This is a genomic window from Elongatibacter sediminis (assembly GCF_037892215.1).
GTDB classification, from domain to species: domain Bacteria; phylum Pseudomonadota; class Gammaproteobacteria; order Xanthomonadales; family SZUA-36; genus Elongatibacter; species Elongatibacter sediminis.
In genome coordinates this window covers 408,323-423,591 of sequence record NZ_JAZHOG010000001.1, presented here as the reverse complement: position 1 = coordinate 423,591, position 15,269 = coordinate 408,323, and the positions used below count along the sequence as shown (strand labels likewise).

The window sequence follows — 15,269 nt, the reverse complement described above, 5'->3', positions numbered from 1 at the left end:
TTTATTCTTACCCCAAATATCTGCTCCGCGACAGGGTGAGTGTGATGATTGCGAGGATCAGGAGCAGGGCGCTCCAGCCGCTGAGGGCTGGGATTTCGCGGGGGTCGGCTGCGACGGATGCCGTGCCGCTGTCGTTGGCCGGTTCGGGGTCGGTCTGGTCCATGCTGAATGTGGCCTGGTTGACGAAGGCTTCCTGTACCGCATCGATCACCCACAGTGTGCAGGTGGCCTGCTCGCCCGGTGCCAGGGTGTCGATGGACCAGGTAAAGGTTTCGGCCTCGTCTTCGGCGGTGATGATGCCGCCGCAGTCGTTGTGCTCGTGAATCAACCCGGGCTGCAGGGGGTCGGTGACCACCAGGTTTTCCGCCGGGGCGGGTCCGTGATTGGTCACGGTGAGGTGAAAGCCGAGATCGTAGGAACCGGGCTCCTGTTCGGCGGTTTTCACCATCCCCAGGTCGGTCATCGCCGAGTGGTTGCTGAACCGGCAGCCGACCCGCTCACCGGGTTCGAGATGGATGGTGGCGCTGGCATCGTCGGCACTGGAGTTGTCGTCATCGCAGATGACTTCGGACACGGCCCAGCCGGCCGGGACGTTTTCCTGCACCGTATGGTTGCCAGCCATCAGGTGTTCGAACGTCACGCTCGCGGGCCATTCCGGGTCGGCGCTGTCGGCATCCAGTATGAATGCACCGAGATCACCGGCGAACGGGAATGTCTGGTCCGTTGCCGGCAGGGCCTCGAGGTCAATGGTGATGGCGCCGCGCTGCTGGTTGCGAAAGGTGCAGGTCACGGTTTCGGCGGTTTCCACCGTCAGGGTCGCCGTGCGTGCCGCTTGATCGATCACCGCCTGCGCCGAACCGCAATCGATCGACATCAGATCGAAATCCGCAACCGGTGTCTGGCTTACCGCATACGTTCCGGCCGGAACGTATGCGCTGGTGCTATTGGCCAGAACCGGATCGGCGTCGTCGTCCAGGATGAATGTGTCCAGGTCGCCGGAAAAGCTGAAGTCCTGCGAACCCTCGGGCACGGTTTCCTGCACCACGGTGATCTCGGCTTGGCGCACGTGTTCGAATGTGCACACCACGTCCTCGCGCGCCTGCACGGCCACAGTGAGAACGCCACTGGCCAGTACGCCGGGGTCGCCGCCGCCGGTGCAGCTTGCGGTCGCGCGCCAGCCGTCGGGAAGCAGGTCGCTGACCTCGTAGGTGCCGGCGATGATGTGGCTGAATACATGGGTGTCCGTTATCGTGTCGGTATCGTCCGGTGACGCATCGTCAAGCGTGAAGGCGGCCGGTTCCGGCTCGCCGGCAAGGCCGCCCGTGAACGCGAAGTCGGTGCCTGCGGCCGGGAATTCTTTCAGCACCACGGTCAGCGAAGCGGTGGCGATCGTGCGGATGGTCAAGCCGTGTTGCAAGGGAACACGGCCATCCCAGCGGACCTTGCTCTCCACTCCGGGAATGATGCCGGTGGATGCGAAACTGCCTTCGAACAGTGCGGTGGCGCCTTCGGCCCAGCAGGAAGGTTCGCCGGTTTGGGTGAAATAGGCGAATCCTCCTCCCTGAGCCACCTTCAGTGCCCAATGGTTTCTGAACAAACTGGTACGTCCAGGTATGCAGGGCTGATCATCTGGACCATCCCAGGTTCGCGAAATGGCGGGGGTGCTGAAGCCATGGGTGGATATCCTGCGAAAACCGGATGTGTCTGCGGTGCGCGTAAAGCGGAAAACCAGACTTCGGCTGCCAGCCGGAGCCACGTTCAGGACGATTTCCGAATCATCGCCGGATTCACTCATCCCGGGTTCGGCCACCGAGGGTATGTTCGAGTTTCTATCAGCCCCGGTAATGCCGATGAAACCGGCCTCCACCACTGTCCAGCGAATGCCGTCCGGCTCCTCGGTCACTTCGAACACGAGTGTGGTCGGTTCGTCGGCTGCCGTTGCGGCCTGCAGCGACGGCGAGACACTGATCAGGGTCACCAGACCCATCAGGCAGAACGCCAGCCAGAGAGCAACGCGGCGTGTGGGTGTGAGGTGAGTCAACGGTCCGGGCACGGCCATGGCTGCTGCTCCTGGAAAGCCTCGGCGCAGCGGCGGCGGGCAGGTTATGGTTATTGTTGGGCCCGGGCCATGAAACCGCCCTGGATGTGACGCTTCGAGAGTATAACCGTGGTAATCCGGGTGCCGCCAGTGGATGGTTCAATGGCTTGGAGCGGTTGCCTGGAGTGGGCGCCCTCGGCGGGCGGCGAAGCCTGGTCAGCGGCAGAAACCCGTGCCGAGCATGGATTCGGTGATCGACGCCGACAGCGCGTTGCAGATGTTTTCCTCCGAGGCGATGCAGGGGCAGACGCAATCGCGCACGGTTTTCCGTGCACAGGTGCCTGCATCGGCAGGTTGGTCGTAATCCTGTTCGCTGCAGCGTTGCAGCCGGTATTCGAGCCAGCGGTGTTCGATGGCACCCGCGTAGTCGTCGTAGCGCATTGCCGTCTCCGTGTACGTGGAAGATCCACGGCTGAATCTTACCGCAAATGAGAATCATTCGCAATTGAAGAAGGATTGACGCGACCTGTCATTGTGGTGACTGGCGTAACGGGGTCATCCTGCGCGATGATGGTCTTTCGGGGCATCAATCGGCAAGGTCCGGTCAATCACTCCAGTCCGAAAAGCCAAATCTCGCAATACATCAAGGTGACAAATGAAGACCCGCGCAATCCGAATTCATGAACATGGCGGACCGGAAGTGCTCCGGTTCGAAACCGTCGAACTAGCCGAGCCGGGCCCCGGCGAGGCCCGCATCCGTCATACGGCCATCGGGCTCAACTTCATCGACACGTATCACCGCACCGGCCTGTACCCGGTGGAATTGCCGTCGGGACTGGGCAGCGAGGCGGCTGGCATCGTCGAGGCAGTGGGCGCGGGCGTGGACTCGATTGCGCCCGGTGATCGCGTGGTTTACACGGGCCGGCCCGCCGATGCGTATTCGGAGCAGCGAAATTTCGCCGCCGACCGCCTGGTGCCGATACCGGATGCGGTCAGCGACGAGCAGGCCGCGGCCGGCCTGCTCAAGGGGCTGACCGCCTGGTACCTGCTCAAGCGCAGCTACCCGGTGCGCGACGGAGATGCGATTCTGTTGCACGCGGCCGCGGGCGGTGTCGGATCCCTGGCCAGTCAGTGGGCGCGACACCTGGGGGCGACGGTCATCGGTGTGGTCAGCACGGAGCAAAAAGCCGGGCTGGCCAGGACTCAGGGCTGTCACCACGTACTGATGTCCGATCACGATGACCTGCCTGGCGCCGTGCGCGAACTGACTGGCGGCGAAGGCGTGGCTGCGGTTTATGACTCGGTGGGCCGGGACACGTTTTTCGACTCACTGGATGCTCTGCGCCCGCACGGGGTCATGGTGAGTTTCGGCAATGCCTCCGGGCCGGTCGATCCGTTTTCTCCGGCCGAACTGGCGAAACGCCATTCCCTTTATGTGACCCGGCCCATTCTGTTCGATTTCATCGACACGCGGGAACGCCTGTTCGCCGCCTGCGATGAGTGGTTCGAGGTGGTCGGCAGCGGTGCAGTGAAAATCTGCGTCAACCAGCGCTATCCGCTGGCCGAAGCCGCACAGGCCCACCGCGACCTGGAGGCGCGCAAAACCACGGGTTCGACGGTGTTGCTGCCCTGACGGGTGTCAGCGCAGTACGTGTCGCTTAGCCATGGTTCTGGCATAGAAAAACAGGAACAGCGCCACGGCCCAGATGGCCGCTGTGATGTAGATGGCCGCAGCGCCCATAATCTCAGCGCCGTCGGTCAGAATAAAATTGTAGAGCGTGCTCGCGGCGAGTCCGAGCAGCGATGCGCCGAACAACCACACCGCCCAGGACTTGCGCAGCAGCAGGGCGAGTGAGCCGAAAAAAGCGCCCCAGACACCGAGACCCCAGGCGGCCTCCATCCAGGTCGGGAAACTGTTGAAGTACTCGATCTGTTCGGCTGTGAAATGGCTCATGTACGACGCCAGTTGTTTCTGCGTGGCGAGGTAATCGAACGCGCCGAACGCGTTCCACAGCAATGAGATCATGCCGATGATCCACAGGTGCGCGGGTGTTCTGACCGTGTTCTGCATGGCTGTACTCCTTCGCATTGTTGTATGCACAGAGTAGCAGTAATTCCGCACCATGGCTGTCGATGGCGCTTCCGTGTGGCGGGTTGCGCTTTAGCGGTCCTGTGCTGGGCCGTTCTCGTTCGAAGGGTCTCTGCGCAGGTGAGGTTGGGACAATAAGCGGTCGATCTCTTTACCCATGCGATCCAATTCGTCGGGAGTATTGTTGGTGTACCGCGCGTGCTCGTCCACTTCGCGAATCTCTTGCGGGGTGACACTCTCGAATCGGTCGCGGTAAAAACCCAACTGCGCCAGGTCGCGCCCGGCGTCCCGCTGCCGTTGTTGCCAGACGGCGTCGTCGACATCCAGCGAAATCAGGAGGCGGCGGGCGTTCAAGGGATATACCTTGCCGAGCGAGTACACGCTCAAATCGAAAAACAGTCTGCGCTGCGCGCGGAACATGCCGGTGGTGTCGACCACCACATCGCGGGCCATCATCAACCCCTCCATCGCACGGTAGTGCACCACGTGGTTCACCACGGACTCACGCGAGTCCCGGGTTCCCCACACCATGCCGTATTCCTCCCGCAGGTCATCAGAGCAGACACGGATGAAGCCGTGCCGTTCGGCGAGCAGAGCGGCGACGGTGGACTTGCCACTGCGTGGCAATCCGGACAGGACGACGAGGCGAGGCAGGTCCATCGGTTCAGGTCATGCTTGGGACAGGGCCGGGTCATGGGCCGCGACGCAGAACGCGCGGTGACTGGTTGTGACAATGGCCATTCGCATGGGATAACGGACCATGACCGAGTGCTCCTTTCGCTGCGCCGGCAAATGCTCCGGCCGAACACTAGCAGATGAACAGTCTACCGGGCCAGCTCTGGACAGGAGGCGGTGGTTGCTGCGGGCGGTGTTGCTACCGTGGACCTTGATGAACGGCCGGCTAGAAGGTTTCGAAATGAATGCACGTTGAATCCACGCCGTTATCCTCCAGCGCGGGAATCAGATCTGCCAGGAATCCCGCGGGTCCGCACAGGTAGAACTCGGCATCGAGATCGGGTACCCGGCTTCGGACCAGTTCGATGTCGACGCGACCCTGGCGATGGTAGCGTCCCGCCTCTTTATCCTTTGAGCTTGGGCGGCTGTAGGCAAACGTGAGTTCCACGTTCGGGTTGCGGTCTGCGATGGCGCGGATTTCCGCCGCCAGTGGGTGGTGGTCGCCGTCACGTACCCCGTGGATGAGATGGACGGGCCGCCTGCCCGGTTGATGACCGAGGGCATGCAGCATGCTGGCAAGGGGCGTTATGCCGATTCCGGCGCCGGCCAGAACCAAAGGGCGCCGGGAACAGCGCAGGATGAAATCACCCGCTGGCGGCCGCGCAGCGACAAGGTCGCCCGTCTGAAGGGTGTCGTGCAGCAGGCGGGAGGCGGCGCCCCGGGCTTCCCGCTTGACGCTGATGCGGTATCGCGGGTCGGCCGGATCGCCGGACAGTGAATACGAGCGCGAAAGGGTCTGGCCGCCGGGTGCCGCCAGTTCGATGGGCAAGTGCTGGCCGGCCTGGAACTCCGGCAGCGGCCCGCCGTCGCGCGCCTCGAAGACGAAGGATGTCACATCCTCACTTTCGCGCTTGCGCTCCACCAGGCGTAAAGACCGGGTCGCAGCCCGAGGGTCGCTCCACCGCAGCGGCAGAACTTGATCCAGCCGCACGATGCGCTCGATGTTCACGGTTATCAGCCGCTGCGCGCCGGGGTGTCGGGCGATCTCGGGCGAGTCCCAATCGATCTGCGCGCGCCCGCTGATCTGGAGTAGGCTACCGCGTTCGAAGTCGACGAACAGCAGGCCCACTCGCGGGTCCACCTGGATGTTGCCCAGAGTATTGAAATGGTTGTTGCCCGCATAGTCAGGAAAAACCAACCGGGTGCTGCCGGCCACGTGGACGAAACCCGGAGGGCCGCCGCGATGTGACGCGTCGAGGCCGTGGCGGACGTCGGCCACGTTCGCCGGAGGCCGGCCGGGCCGGGTTTTGCCGTGGCCGGGTCCGGCATACCCGCTGGCGATGAAGAAAGTATCCGCGGCGGCGATCCAGTCCATCATGTCGCGGTCCAGTTCCAGGGCGCGTTGTGGGGTTCCGGCATCCCTGGCGGTGTCCACGCGGCGCCAGTGGCGTTCGCTGATGTACTGGGGGCAGTTGCCGAAGGACTGACCCACGGTGAGTTCGAGGCCGCCCGGTCCGGCGGCGGTGATGTGGCCGTTGACCCGGTTGCGGCGACGGGTTTCGAGTTCGATGCCGAGCAGACCCAGCTCCGCACCGACGTTCAGGCTGCCATCCAGCGCGTCGCCGGTGAGCGGATTGCCTTTCAATACGAGCCGGCCCGGATCGGGCGATGCGATGAAACCCGGCGCCCCGGTCAGCAAGGTCGCCCAGGGCCGGCCTTCACCGTCGCGGGCCGCGGCGACGATGAACGGAAGCCCCGCATAGAACTCGCGATGCTGTTCCGGCAGATAGGGGCGCACGATTTTCCGCGCCCACGGCTCGATGGCTTCGCGAACGCCCACGCGCTGCTGGACGGAGCGCTCGCCCTCGTGAAAGGGCGATGCGTCGTTGGCGGCCGGGGACAGCATGGCGAAACAGCGGCGGCGGGCGCGGCTCAGGCCGCGACCAGCTCCAGGCGGATGTTGCCGGGAATGCGCACCATCATGTGCTGCAATCCGGTGTCACCCAGGGCTTCGGGTGCAAATTCCACACTGGCGTCGTCGCGCACCGCCAGCGCATCGTGCAAGCGTGCCAGAGCGGCCGCATCGCCGGCGCGCAGGGCGAGGTGGTGCAGGCCGATGTTGGCGCGCCGGTCGAAGGGGGTGGCCTGGTCAGGGTTTTCCGCCTGCCACAGGGTGATCATGATCTCGCCGTCACTGAGAAAAGCGGCGGGGTAGTCCGGCACCTCGCCGACCGTGTCGAAGCCCAGGGCCTCGGCGAAGAAACGCCGGGCGGCCCCGAGGTCGGGAACGGTCAAGCCGATGTGGTGGGCGCCCTGGGTTCGGGGGTGGGTGGGGTTCATGGCACGGTCTCCTGTCGATCGGGTTAAGGTGTGGGAGAGTGTGAAGGATTCATAAAGAGAAATAAATATAGGAAAAAGCATATGATTCCTGCATAAAGTGAATTAATATGCCTGCATGGACCGACTGGCCGCCATGCGCACCTTCGTGGAAATCGTTGACCGTGGGAGTCTGACGGCGGCGGCCGTGGCGCTCGATCGCTCGCAGCCCACCGTGGTTCGCGCGCTGGCGTCTCTGGAGGAGCACCTGGGCGCGACGCTGCTGCGCCGGACGACGCGGCGCATGTCACTGACCGGTGAAGGGCGGGATTACCTGGAACGCTGCCGCCGCATCCTGGCCGATGTCGAGGATGCCGAGCGGGCGGTCAGCCAGGACGAGGAGGAGCCCCGCGGGGATCTGCGGGTCACGGCCCCGGTGCAATTCGGGAAACGCTACATCGCGCCGCTGGTGACCCGTTTTCTCGACCGGCATCCCCGCGTTCGGGTCGACCTCATTCTGGTCGACCGGCTGGTCGACCTCGTGGACGAAGGCATTGATCTGGCGTTGCGTATCGGGCCGCTGGCCGATTCCACGCTCGTCGCCAGCCGGGTCGGTCACGTGCGGCGTGTGGTGTGCGCCAGTCCGGGCCGTCTGGCCGAGTCGGGCTGCCCGGACCATCCATCCGAACTGTCGCAACTGCCGTGCATCCGTCAGGAGAGCCTGGCGCCGGGAACCGTGTGGCGGTTCCGGGAGGCGGGCAGGGTGACAGCGGTGCCGGTTCAGGGCCGGTTTGCCACCAACCAGATCGCCGCGGCGGTCGCCGCCTGCATCGACGGAGCAGGATTCGGGAAATTTCTTTCGTATCAGGTTCAGCCGTATGTCGACGACGGGCGCCTGCGACTGGTGCTGGAAGACTTCGAGCCCGAGCCCTGGCCGATCAGCCTGGTTTATCCGTCCGGGCGCATCCTGCCGACCCGGCTGCGGGCCCTCGTCAAACAGATGCAGCAGAGTCTGCGCGGCCATGCGGATCTCGCCCAGGTGCCTTGACCGGCACGCGGGTCGTGCCGCTTGAAGCAGGCGAAGACTTTCGATCACGCCCGGCCGGCTGCGGGTGACGCCTTGCTTCCTGCTGAAATGTTTTGCAATCAGTTCCAGGCAAGCCGCCAAACGGCGTGATGTCATTAGCTAAAAGATTTCAGTAAGCTCTTGGTTTCGCGCATATTTAAATTCAATCCTGGAATCCACTTCAGGTTTGATCCGTTTGGGGGGCGGAGTTCAAACCGTTCAGGATCAGGCCCGGCGCGACGAGCCCGCCACGGGCTTGGCGGCGGGCGTTGAGCGGGTTCAGGCGCGGGCGACGTTGGAGTCGTTGGGAGAATGATAGTAGTCGCTGGATTCGGCCATGTCCGAGACCAGTTTGCGCAGGGTCTTCATGCGCAGTTCCGCCGTCTTGATCGGCGCGCAATCCTCGCAGTTGGGGTCGTCGCAGGGCATATTCGCGTACAGCCACCAGTGAATGGCGCCTGACAGCAGACCGTCAGCGATTTCCCAGTAATCGGCGTCGGGGTTGGCCTCGGCCAGTTTATTGGCGAGGTCGACGATCTCGTCCGCGACGGCATCCTGGATATTGTGGCTTTCCACGGTTTGGCTCCGGCTGGAAATGACTGCGCGATTCGCTGGCGGATTCTAGCAGATTTGACCCCGGTTCCCCGGAGCTCAGCGCACCCGCGCCAGGGTCAGGCCGTCGCCGACTGGCAGCATGGACAGGGAAACCCGGTCATCGACCGCCAGTTTCTCGTTCAGTTGACGAATGGCCAGGGTGTCGGCATCCGTCTTCGCCGGGTCGATCACCGAGCCGCCCCACAGAACGTTGTCTATGGCGATCAGGCCGCCGGGGCGGACCAGACCCAGCAGCCGTTCGTAGTATCCGTCGTAGTTTTCCTTGTCGGCATCGATGAAGGCGAAGTCGAAGGACTCGGCGGATTGTTCCAGCAGCGTGTCGAGGGTGTGCAGGGCCGGGCCGAGGCGCAGCTCGATGCGATCGGACAGACCCGCCCGTGCCCAGTAGCGCCGGGCGATGGCCGTGCTTTGTTCGCTGATGTCGCACGTGATGACGGTGCCGTCTTCCGGCATGGCCAGTGCGACCGAAAGTGCCGAATAACCGGTGAAAGTGCCCACTTCGAGGGCGCGCCGGGCGCCCGTCAGCTCGACCAGCAGCCGCATGAATTGTCCCTGCTCGGGGCTGATCTGCATGGCGGCGCCGGGCAGGGCGGCGGTCTCCTCGCGCAATTCGGCAAACAGCTCCGGTTCGCGTAGCGACACGCGCAGCAGATAGTCGTACAGATCGTCGCCAAGGTTGAGGGTCTGGCGTGACATCGGCTGATCTGTGGTCAGTGAGGCCGGTCCTGGCCGGCGAGCAACTGGTTGATTTTCTCGTCGGGGTAGCTCAGCAGCTTGCCCACGCCCCAGGCGATTTCACGTCGGGCCTCGCCTTCGTATTCGCCGGCCTCGACCAGTTCGGCCTTGCGCGCCTTCAGCGCGAAATAGTCTTCCAGCGTGTCGCCGCGGTAAATGATGAGCACATCCTTGTCGGCCGTGGCGGACTCGGGAAACAGGTCGCTGACGAGGAACTCGGGTTCCCGATAAATCTCGACGGACCAGTCGCTGCCGATCTGTCGAACCTCCCGCTCGAGCTGGTCCATGTCTTCTGGTGGGAGAGCGCTGCTGAGCGCCATTTTCTTCAGGCCGATATCCACAATTTCCGCGAAGGTGCTGAAATTGCCGATGTAATAAGACAGTCGATCGAGTTTCCAGTCATCGCCGCCGATCTGATCGTCGGCCAGGGCGGAACCACTACCAGAAACCATAAACACGAATAAAAGTACACCTTTCAGATTTCGCATGTTTACTCCGGAGCCGCGAGGGCTCGTGGCAATTGAATGGTGAAGCGGCGGGTGGCCGTGGCTGACGACGGGCGTCAGGACGACTCGTCGCCGGCTGCGGACCCTTCCGCGGACTGTTGCTGTCTGCGCCGTTTGTCGATGTCGTCGAGGAGCATTTCTTTTTCGGCGCCGACCGTGTTGCCGCCACGGAGGACCGTGCCGTCTTCGAGCTCGATGACTTTCCAGTCCAGGGCGTGTTTGCCGTCACGCGCCGGGTAACCGGAAATCTTGATCGGGGTGCCGGGGGGCAGGGAATCGTTGGTCCAGCCGCGGCGTTTGAGAATTCCGGCGGCATTACCCTCGGCAAACCACTTCTGCACCTCGCCTTCGGGCGTGGTGACGTCGAAGTAAATGCGCGCGTGGGGATTGATCAGGCGGAATTTCGTGACCACGCCATCGACGGTCACCATGTCCTTGATCACGTAGTGCGAGGACGGGTTGTGATGCGCCTGCACCGGTGTCACGCAGAGCAGGCCGACGGTCAGGAGTGCGGTGTATCGGTTAAGCATTCGATAAGTTTCCCAGTTCTTGGTCATTCAGAGAAAAGGTGGCTCAGAATTCGCCGGTGATGGACTCGCACACGAAGGGCTCGAGTTCCCATCCGGGCGCCAGCAGCATTCTGCGGTAATTCTGGAAAGGCCGGGTGAAATTGGCCGGGTCGATGATGTTCAGCACCACGTCGAGGGTCTCGCCGTCCTCGGACAGCGTGTAGCGTTCTTCGACGTGGGCGTCCGGGCTCAGCATGAGAGGCGTGCTGACCGGAATGCCGGTTTCGCTTGGTATCAGTCCACGGGTTTCAACCACCAGGGTGCGGCCTTCATAGTGGCCGATGGAATGGCCGAGCCGCGTCGGTTCGAGATCCGCCGGATGCGCATCCAGGTCGAGGTGGACGGTTCGCTCGGCATTCCAGTACTCGTAACGCAGGGTGACCGTGTCATCTTTCTGTTCGATCTGCAGCGGAAGCGGTGCCAGGATCTGGTGGCGCAGACTGTCGCCTTCCGGCGTGCAGTCCAGCGACGCTTCCTTGGACGGATCGAATGCTTCCTGGGACTCGCGGGCCAGCGGCGTGAGCAGCGTTTGGTTCATGCGCCGCTGAAAGTCCTCCATGTCGCTGACCAGTTGTCGGGTGCCGCGGTCGGCGTTGGCCGGGTCGTCGAGCAGCGACTGCAGGTATTCGAAGCCCTCCAGCGAGCAGCCGGTCCGCGCGCAGACCAGGTCGGCGATGCGCCAGCGCGGGTCATCAAAGGCGACCAGTACCGTGATCCACACGCCTTCGAAGTCGGGCGGTGACGAGTCCTCGGCAGTTGCTGCCGCCGGAATCAGAAACAGCGCCATGACAAGCAGCAGGCCGGGAACGGCGGCATGCAGGCCGCGGCGACTGGCTGGAGAAATGGTTCGTGCGGAAACGGGATGCATAAGCGATTTTTGTTTACAGGTGAATTGAAAGGAATGATACAGGATAGTACAGCGACCGGATCATGATAAAGGGACTGGACAGCGATGTCGGACGCAAATTAGGCTCTTGGCACTAAATTTCGGAAACCGTGATCATGACCGAGATAGATTCGAAAACCCGCACCGAACTGGAAGCCGAAGTCCTGCGCACCCTGATCGGGCACCTGAACAAGCGATCGGATGTCCAGAACATCGACCTCATGAACCTGGCGGGCTTTTGCCGCAACTGCCTGAGCAAATGGTACGCGGCCGCCGCCGAGCGGCGCGGCCTGGAGCTTTCGAAGGACGAGGCGCGCCAACACATCTACGGCATGCCCTACGGGGAGTGGAAGGAGAAATACCAGAAGGAAGCCTCGCCGGAGCAGCGCGAGGCATTCAGCCGCGTGATGTCAGATCCGGACCTCACGACCTGAGCCTGCGGCGCGAGATGGGCGCCGGGCGCAGCGCGTTCGCTCAGGGGCGGACCTCGTCGAAATTCGTGGCCACGGGGTGGCCCTCCGCGGCACACTGGCCATCCCGGTTGAGCAGGGTGGTGCGCAGGCCGGCGGCGGCCGCTGCGTCCAGTTCCCGATCGATATCCGACAGGAACAGGATTTCGTTCGGCGGCAGTCCGATTTCGCCAGCAATCCTGCGGTAGGCTTCCGCTTCGTGCTTGGCGCCGATGCGGGTATCGAACCAGCCGCTGAACAGCGGCGTCAGATCGCCCGCCTCGGAGTGTCCGAACAGGAGCTTCTGGGCCTGAACCGACCCGGATGAGAACACGCACAGGCGCAGACCGGCATCGGCCCATTCGTAGAGCCGGCGGGCGGCGTCCTCGTATACGTGACCTTTGAAGTCTCCCTGGCGGTAGCCGTGTTCCCAGATCATTCCCTGCAGGGCCTTGAGCGGGGTCGCCTTGCGATCCTCGTCGATCCATTCGAGCAGCTGCGCGGTCGCTTCACGGTCGCTGAGCGGCTTGCCGGCGAGCTCACTGACGGCCCCCAGTTCGCGCCGAACGGGCGGCTCGTCACCGTGCTCGCGGATGAACTCGTCCATGCGCTCACGGGCGTAGGGAAACAGCACATCCTTGACGAACGACAGCGAGGACGTCGTCCCCTCGATGTCGGTCAGTATGGCGCGAGCCGGTGCGGAGTCACTCACGCGCACTGCTCCAGGAAGCGCTCCATTTTCGGCAGCCCGTCGGCGATGTCGTCTCCGGTGTAGCGAGCCACCCAGCCTTCCGGATTGGTGAACAGACGGATGGCCTTGAGGTCCGGTTCGGCGCCGGTGTCGAACCAGTGCTTCATGTTGGCGGGCACACTGAGCAGGTCGCCTTTCTCGCACAGTACCGCATACACGTCTTCGTCGGGGTGCAGGAAAAACAGGCCCCGGCCCTCGACGAAAAAGCGCACCTCGAATTCGCTGTGGGTATGCTCGGAGAGGAACTTGTGGCGCAGGGCTTCGCGGTCGGGAAAGTCCGGTGCGACGCTGATCACGTCGGCGGTCTTGAAGCCGTGACTTTGCATCAGGCGGTCCACGGACTCGCGATAGGCATCCAGTACCGCATCCTGGTCGGCATCCGCGTTCAGGGACCGGTTGGCCGACCAGCGTTCGAAACGCACGCCGATACGGTCGAGTCGCTTGCCGATGGCGTCGGCATCGCGTATCACTTCAGGCTGTTCCGGCCGGGCCTGGGGGTAAATGGCGAGTACACTCATGGTTGCAGGTCTCCTTGGGTTCGGCTGTGCAGCCGGACCTCGATGTCGAACAGGAATTCCAGTGCTTCGGCGTGCCTCAGTGCGTCGTCGACCGTCGCGCCCCAGGTATAGAAACCGTGGCCGGCTATCACATAGCCGGGGCAGTCGGGCTGACGGTCGAGATAATCGGACACCCGGGCGGTCAGCCGGTTCATGTCCTGGTCGTTCGCGAACACGGGGATGCGAACACGTGTCTCGTGCGTGGTGATGCCGGGCAGGGCCTTGAGCAATTCGTGATCACTCAATTCCAGTCCGCCGGGAAAAACCCGTGATGCCAGGATGGAGCCGGGCGAATGCGCATGCAGCACGCTGCCTGTTTCCCCAAAGCGCTGGTACAGGGACGTGTGCAGCAGGGTTTCGGCCGAGGGCCGGCTACCGTCCAGTGATGTGCCGGCCAGGTCCACCCGCATGATGTCATTGGGTTCCAGTCGTCCCTTGTGGCGGCCGGATACCGTGATCGCGATCTCTCCGCTGCGCAGGCGCGCCGAGAAATTGCCACTGGTCGCCGGCACCCAACCCCGGTCATGCATGTAGCGGCCGGCCCCGATCAGTTCGGCGCTGCGCTGGGCAAAGTCGTCGCTGTGGTTCATGCCGGTCGATTTTACGGAAGCGCGAAGGATTTTTCCCGCTCGGTGTCCACAATCATGGTGCGAGCGCCGGAGGAGAGCGATCACGGGCCCGGCTCGGCCGGCCCCCGTGGTCAGGACGACTGACGGGATGCACTATACTGCCGGTCGATCGAGCGCAGGGGTCTTGAAAACGATGGAAAATCTGCAGGGAATACTGGGGCTGGTGGCGATCACGCTGGGCTGCGCGGCCTTCAGCTTCGACCGGAAATCGATCCGCCCGGGCCTGGTCGTCAAGAGCCTCGCCCTGCAGTTCGTATTCGCTCTGCTGTTGTTGAAGCTGCCCGGCTCGCAGCATCTTTTCCGCCTGCTCAACCAGGGAATCGCGGTGCTGCAAGACGCAACCCGGGCCGGGACCTCCTTTATTTTTGGCCACCTGGGGGGCGGCGCGGTCCCGTACGATGTGGTGGACGAGGGTGCCGGGGTGATTCTGGCGTTTCAGACCCTGCCGCTGGTCATCGTGATCAGTGTGCTGTCCGGCCTGCTGATCTATTCCGGAATCCTGCCGGTGATTCTGCGCCTGATGTCACTGCTGCTGGAAAAAACCCTGCGCATCGGTGGCGCTCCCGGCTTCGCCATCGTCGCCAACGCCTTCCTCGGCATGGTCGAGGCACCGTTGCTGATCCGCCCCTACCTGGCGCGGTTGAGCAGCAGTGAACTGTTCTCGGTGATGGTGGCCGGCATGGCCACCATCGCCGGTTCGATGATGGCGATCGAGGCCGCGGTGATCAGCGATGTCGTGCCGGATGCCGTCGGGCACCTGTTCAGCGCCTCGCTGATTACCTTGCCCGGCGTGGTTTACGTGTCGCATCTGCTGATGCCCAACACGGGCGCAATCACCTCGCGCGAGGGGACGGTGGATCGTGGCGGCAGCAGCGTCATGGATGTCGTCGCGCGCAGCACCCAGGTGGGGCTGCAGATTTTTCTCAACATCATCGCGATGGCGATCGTGGTGGTGGCCCTGGTGTATCTGGTGAACGCTTTTCTCGGCCTGTTTCCCGGCTTCGGCGGGCGACCGGTCACTTTGGAGCGCCTGCTGGGTTACGTGCTGGCGCCGATGACCTGGCTGATGGGCATTCCGTGGCGGGACGCGCTGGTGACCGGCGAGTTGCTGGGCGCCAAGACGGTGCTGACCGAATTCATCGCCTACGTCCGTCTCGGGGAACTGTCGCCGGACACGCTTGGCCTGCGCAGCCGGACCATCATCGCCTATGCGTTGTGCGGCTTCGCGAATTTCATCAGCCTTGGCATCATGGTGACGGGCCTGATCACGATGGTGCCGGAGCGGCGAGACGAGATCATCCGGTTCGGATTCCGCTCGCTGATCGCCGGCAGCCTCGCGACCTTCAGCGCTGCCTGCGTGGTCGGGATTTTGCTGTAACGTCGTTCCC

General features: G+C 63.4%; 18 protein-coding genes. 4 read left to right on the top strand and 14 right to left on the bottom strand.

Annotated elements, in window-relative coordinates:
* Window positions 1–7: 7 nt before the first annotated feature.
* A complete protein-coding gene (locus tag V3330_RS01675; RefSeq protein WP_354693642.1) occupies window positions 8–2,059 on the bottom strand; it encodes a prealbumin-like fold domain-containing protein in 2,052 nt (683 codons plus the stop codon).
* A gap of 195 nt (window positions 2,060–2,254) precedes the next feature.
* Window positions 2,255–2,479 (bottom strand): hypothetical protein, encoded by a 225-nt coding sequence (locus V3330_RS01670; protein ID WP_354693641.1) that lies wholly within the window; start codon window positions 2,477–2,479, stop codon window positions 2,255–2,257.
* Between the two features lie 214 nt (window positions 2,480–2,693).
* On the opposite strand from V3330_RS01670, the gene V3330_RS01665 reads away from it, so the two are divergent.
* The gene (locus V3330_RS01665; RefSeq protein ID WP_354693640.1) at window positions 2,694–3,671 is read left to right on the top strand and encodes a quinone oxidoreductase family protein; all 978 of its coding nucleotides are present in this window, start codon (window positions 2,694–2,696) and stop codon (window positions 3,669–3,671) included.
* Window positions 3,672–3,677: 6 nt separating this feature from the next.
* On the opposite strand, the gene V3330_RS01660 is transcribed toward V3330_RS01665, so the two are convergent.
* From V3330_RS01660 to V3330_RS01645, 4 genes are all read right to left on the bottom strand, one after another.
* Window positions 3,678–4,109, bottom strand: coding sequence for a hypothetical protein (locus tag V3330_RS01660; RefSeq protein WP_354693639.1), 432 nt, complete (start codon window positions 4,107–4,109; stop codon window positions 3,678–3,680).
* Window positions 4,110–4,199: 90 nt separating this feature from the next.
* Window positions 4,200–4,787, bottom strand: a complete 588-nt coding sequence (locus V3330_RS01655; protein WP_354693638.1) for a P-loop nucleotide/nucleoside kinase family protein — start codon at window positions 4,785–4,787, stop codon at window positions 4,200–4,202.
* 241 nt (window positions 4,788–5,028) lie between these two features.
* Window positions 5,029–6,708 (bottom strand): pyridoxamine 5'-phosphate oxidase family protein, encoded by a 1,680-nt coding sequence (locus V3330_RS01650; RefSeq protein ID WP_354693637.1) that lies wholly within the window; start codon window positions 6,706–6,708, stop codon window positions 5,029–5,031.
* A 26-nt stretch (window positions 6,709–6,734) separates the two neighbouring features.
* Window positions 6,735–7,142 (bottom strand): VOC family protein, encoded by a 408-nt coding sequence (locus V3330_RS01645; protein ID WP_354693636.1) that lies wholly within the window; start codon window positions 7,140–7,142, stop codon window positions 6,735–6,737.
* A gap of 115 nt (window positions 7,143–7,257) precedes the next feature.
* Here V3330_RS01645 and V3330_RS01640 point away from each other — a divergent pair, with 115 nt between their 5' ends.
* Window positions 7,258–8,166 carry a LysR family transcriptional regulator gene (locus tag V3330_RS01640; protein WP_354693635.1) on the top strand — a complete coding sequence of 303 codons (909 nt, stop codon included), beginning with the start codon at window positions 7,258–7,260 and terminating at the stop codon, window positions 8,164–8,166.
* Window positions 8,167–8,463: 297 nt separating this feature from the next.
* Here V3330_RS01640 and V3330_RS01635 read toward each other — a convergent pair whose 3' ends face one another.
* The 5 genes from V3330_RS01635 to V3330_RS01615 all read right to left on the bottom strand — a co-directional run bounded on the left by V3330_RS01635 (window position 8,464) and on the right by V3330_RS01615 (window position 11,477).
* Window positions 8,464–8,760, bottom strand: a complete 297-nt coding sequence (locus V3330_RS01635; protein WP_354693634.1) for a hypothetical protein — start codon at window positions 8,758–8,760, stop codon at window positions 8,464–8,466.
* A 75-nt stretch (window positions 8,761–8,835) separates the two neighbouring features.
* The gene (locus V3330_RS01630; RefSeq protein ID WP_354693633.1) at window positions 8,836–9,495 is read right to left on the bottom strand and encodes a class I SAM-dependent methyltransferase; all 660 of its coding nucleotides are present in this window, start codon (window positions 9,493–9,495) and stop codon (window positions 8,836–8,838) included.
* Between the two features lie 14 nt (window positions 9,496–9,509).
* A complete protein-coding gene (locus tag V3330_RS01625) occupies window positions 9,510–10,022 on the bottom strand; it encodes a hypothetical protein (RefSeq protein ID WP_354693632.1) in 513 nt (170 codons plus the stop codon).
* A gap of 74 nt (window positions 10,023–10,096) precedes the next feature.
* On the bottom strand, window positions 10,097–10,570 hold the full coding sequence (locus V3330_RS01620) for a DUF6152 family protein (RefSeq protein ID WP_354693631.1): 474 nt from the start codon (window positions 10,568–10,570) through the stop codon (window positions 10,097–10,099).
* Between the two features lie 43 nt (window positions 10,571–10,613).
* Complete coding sequence (locus V3330_RS01615; protein WP_354693630.1) at window positions 10,614–11,477, bottom strand: hypothetical protein; 864 nt, start codon at window positions 11,475–11,477, stop codon at window positions 10,614–10,616.
* Window positions 11,478–11,620: 143 nt separating this feature from the next.
* On the opposite strand from V3330_RS01615, the gene V3330_RS01610 reads away from it, so the two are divergent.
* Window positions 11,621–11,929: a DUF1244 domain-containing protein gene (locus V3330_RS01610; protein ID WP_354693880.1), complete on the top strand. Its 309-nt coding sequence runs from the start codon at window positions 11,621–11,623 to the stop codon at window positions 11,927–11,929.
* 40 nt (window positions 11,930–11,969) lie between these two features.
* Here V3330_RS01610 and mtnC read toward each other — a convergent pair whose 3' ends face one another.
* Genes mtnC through V3330_RS01595 form a run of 3 tightly spaced genes read right to left on the bottom strand, consistent with a single transcriptional unit; the run spans window position 11,970 to window position 13,842 of the window.
* On the bottom strand, window positions 11,970–12,656 hold the full coding sequence (gene mtnC / locus V3330_RS01605) for an acireductone synthase (protein WP_354693629.1): 687 nt from the start codon (window positions 12,654–12,656) through the stop codon (window positions 11,970–11,972).
* Window positions 12,653–13,213: a 1,2-dihydroxy-3-keto-5-methylthiopentene dioxygenase gene (locus V3330_RS01600; RefSeq protein WP_354693628.1), complete on the bottom strand. Its 561-nt coding sequence runs from the start codon at window positions 13,211–13,213 to the stop codon at window positions 12,653–12,655. Before V3330_RS01600 ends, mtnC begins: the two co-directional genes overlap by 4 nt.
* A complete protein-coding gene (locus V3330_RS01595; protein WP_354693627.1) occupies window positions 13,210–13,842 on the bottom strand; it encodes a methylthioribulose 1-phosphate dehydratase in 633 nt (210 codons plus the stop codon). Before V3330_RS01595 ends, V3330_RS01600 begins: the two co-directional genes overlap by 4 nt.
* A gap of 172 nt (window positions 13,843–14,014) precedes the next feature.
* Here V3330_RS01595 and V3330_RS01590 point away from each other — a divergent pair, with 172 nt between their 5' ends.
* Window positions 14,015–15,259, top strand: a complete 1,245-nt coding sequence (locus tag V3330_RS01590; protein WP_354693626.1) for a NupC/NupG family nucleoside CNT transporter — start codon at window positions 14,015–14,017, stop codon at window positions 15,257–15,259.
* Window positions 15,260–15,269: the final 10 nt, after the last annotated feature.

Excerpts from the sequence above, each read along its gene's own strand:
- V3330_RS01640 (WP_354693635.1), top strand. The coding sequence starts at position 7,258 with ATGGACCGACTGGCCGCCATGCGCACCTTCGTGGAAATCGTTGACCGT.
- V3330_RS01625 (WP_354693632.1), bottom strand. The coding sequence starts at position 10,022 with ATGCGAAATCTGAAAGGTGTACTTTTATTCGTGTTTATGGTTTCTGGT.
- V3330_RS01595 (WP_354693627.1), bottom strand. The coding sequence starts at position 13,842 with ATGAACCACAGCGACGACTTTGCCCAGCGCAGCGCCGAACTGATCGGG.
- V3330_RS01630 (WP_354693633.1), bottom strand. The coding sequence starts at position 9,495 with ATGTCACGCCAGACCCTCAACCTTGGCGACGATCTGTACGACTATCTG.
- V3330_RS01645 (WP_354693636.1), bottom strand. The coding sequence starts at position 7,142 with ATGAACCCCACCCACCCCCGAACCCAGGGCGCCCACCACATCGGCTTG.
- V3330_RS01590 (WP_354693626.1), top strand. The coding sequence starts at position 14,015 with ATGGAAAATCTGCAGGGAATACTGGGGCTGGTGGCGATCACGCTGGGC.
- V3330_RS01660 (WP_354693639.1), bottom strand. The coding sequence starts at position 4,109 with ATGCAGAACACGGTCAGAACACCCGCGCACCTGTGGATCATCGGCATG.
- V3330_RS01675 (WP_354693642.1), bottom strand. The coding sequence starts at position 2,059 with ATGGCCGTGCCCGGACCGTTGACTCACCTCACACCCACACGCCGCGTT.
- V3330_RS01615 (WP_354693630.1), bottom strand. The coding sequence starts at position 11,477 with ATGCATCCCGTTTCCGCACGAACCATTTCTCCAGCCAGTCGCCGCGGC.
- V3330_RS01665 (WP_354693640.1), top strand. The coding sequence starts at position 2,694 with ATGAAGACCCGCGCAATCCGAATTCATGAACATGGCGGACCGGAAGTG.
- V3330_RS01670 (WP_354693641.1), bottom strand. The coding sequence starts at position 2,479 with ATGCGCTACGACGACTACGCGGGTGCCATCGAACACCGCTGGCTCGAA.
- V3330_RS01650 (WP_354693637.1), bottom strand. The coding sequence starts at position 6,708 with ATGCTGTCCCCGGCCGCCAACGACGCATCGCCCTTTCACGAGGGCGAG.
- V3330_RS01655 (WP_354693638.1), bottom strand. The coding sequence starts at position 4,787 with ATGGACCTGCCTCGCCTCGTCGTCCTGTCCGGATTGCCACGCAGTGGC.
- V3330_RS01620 (WP_354693631.1), bottom strand. The coding sequence starts at position 10,570 with ATGCTTAACCGATACACCGCACTCCTGACCGTCGGCCTGCTCTGCGTG.
- V3330_RS01600 (WP_354693628.1), bottom strand. The coding sequence starts at position 13,213 with ATGAGTGTACTCGCCATTTACCCCCAGGCCCGGCCGGAACAGCCTGAA.